Genomic DNA, 2,186 nt, shown 5'->3' on the forward strand with positions numbered 1-2,186 from the left:
GCAGCCTTGCTGCGAAGTGGAGCGCCATATTAACCGCTTCACTTTTAAAGTCAACTAGAAAATTTAATTTTTCTTAATTAAGCTTTCCGTTTGGCTTTCCCGTCACTTGGCTCGTTGCTTTTCAGCGCTGCTCCCCGTGTCGGTGGATGCGCATTATAGGGAAATCGAAACTCAGCGCAACCCCTTTTTTGAAGAAAAGTGAGAAAAACAGTGCGTTCGGGCAAAATTAAAGCAAACCGCTCAAATTGAGTACAAAACTTGGCTTTTCATCACCTAAAAAGGAGCACAAACAAGAATATTGTGCTCCCTTCATACTTCGGCCTCTATGGTGACGAGCTGCTCACAGTGCAATTCGAAAACTTTATTTAGTCAGAAACGGGCCAAACTTGTATGACTTCATTCTCTTGATTCAAGGATTATCCACTCTGTTCCAGAAACACTTTCTTGAATTTGAGCGCGTATCCAGCATCCAGGTATAACGACAGTTACTGTCATAGCTATATCGGCCTACATCGATTTTATAGGGACCAAAAGATATGTCTTGCAAGGACTGAAAGTGGCCATTGTAGAGTAATGAAAAGTGCAAATGTGGACCCGTTGAAGATCCGCCCTGACACAAAGCAATATTTTTCTGGCTGGCATAAGTGCCTATACGCTGATCCTTGTTAACCCAGTCGCCATCACTCACAGTTATGCCATCCATATGATAGTAATTAGTCGCCCATCCACCCGGATGAGTCACCCTCAGCTGACAACGGGAAAAGACCGACACTTGCCCTTCATGAGCCGCAGTCACACTGTAAGTTTGTCCGCCCCAGCCCGGCCAGTCATAAGCCACATCGATTGACGACAATGGATAACCTGACCCCGTATGTGAATGAGGTCCGTTGGGTATCCAGTTATATCCAGCCCGCCAGGGCCATTGCATATCCGGTATGGCCGTTACAGCGCGTTCAGAAGACTGAATGGGTTTACCAAACCAGCTGATATAGCGACTCTGCCACTTCGTTACCTGATCTTTATCATTGAGTGAAGAGGCAATCGCATAGGACGCCGCACTCATTCCTTGCACACTTTGAGAATGAAAATGATAAAACAACTGAGACAGCCGATTGGCTATCGACTTTACTTCCTGCTGGTAAATACTGAGTGATGATACTGACACTTCGCTCGCTGGCGACCAGTTGTGAGACATAGCTAACGTCGTCAGTATGATCCGTGGGTCGATACCAAACGCAGCACTCCAGTGCAAAAGCGTTTCTTCTAAAGGCTGCCACTGAGCATGTACAGAAAAATAATCGGACATCTGAAACGGATACACTATCGGACGATAGACAAAATGTTCATCCTTTAGCCAAGTCAGCGTCTGCTTATCAGAAATATTACTCGTATCGTATTTGCCAATATCAATATCCGGCATTAATGAATGGGAAAAGCCGTTGAAGCTCATAGACAGAGCCAGCAAACTTAGTAGTGTTCTCATTATTCCTTCCTTCTGAATTGAATAGCCGATAATACCGGTTCAGCAACTCATAAACAGAGCCAGGTTTTTAGCCGAAGCTCCGTGGTGCGAAATAATGCAACTCTAAGGCAGTGTCTCAGAGAGGATTCGTCAAAACAGCCAGTCACACCCAAGCGTAAACAGCTACCAGTAATCTATCAGCGTACGTTAACCACTGCTAAAGTAAAAATAGTGTATATATTGTTAAAAACAAACGTCTAACTTTATTAGTGGAGGAACATAACTACATAGGTGGTTAAGTGTCAGCTAAGCCTTAGTGGGCGGAAGTTCACAAGCCAGTATGACACCTCTGAAACATGGGGGCGCAAATAGCCACTCTTCAACTTCTGTAACACCGGCTTTATTTTCGATATTTCACCTTCGGGCTGATATATCCCAATACAATTCACGCACTCTTAAGCTGAATGGCACCGAAACGCCTTCAACAATGAGGAAAATAATAAAAAGGTCAGGGTTAGCTGTATTAGCGGTACTTTCAACAACCGCATCTGCCTCTGAAGAAACTCAAAGCCCTTTGGCATTTTCTGCAACGGTTGGTTATACCAAATTGATTAAATTTATGATCTAATATCAAAATCTAATATCCATCGATGTGATAATGATTTTGCAGCCCTCTGAATTTATTAAGCTCTCCAAACAAACTAAAGATCCAAGAAAGAAAGTG

The 2,186-nt window shown here is 43.6% G+C and carries 1 protein-coding gene; it reads right to left on the reverse strand.

The genetic code is table 11. From position 1 onward, the window contains the following. Positions 1–409: 409 nt before the first annotated feature. A complete protein-coding gene (locus L1285_RS23400; RefSeq protein WP_235414542.1) occupies positions 410–1,483 on the reverse strand; it encodes a M23 family metallopeptidase in 1,074 nt (357 codons plus the stop codon). Between the last annotated feature and the right edge of the window lie 703 nt (positions 1,484–2,186).

Source organism: Pseudoalteromonas sp. DL2-H2.2, assembly GCF_021532535.1.
Classification (GTDB): Bacteria; Pseudomonadota; Gammaproteobacteria; order Enterobacterales; family Alteromonadaceae; genus Pseudoalteromonas; species Pseudoalteromonas rubra_A.

Excerpts from the sequence above, each read along its gene's own strand:
- L1285_RS23400 (WP_235414542.1), bottom strand. The coding sequence starts at position 1,483 with ATGAGAACACTACTAAGTTTGCTGGCTCTGTCTATGAGCTTCAACGGC.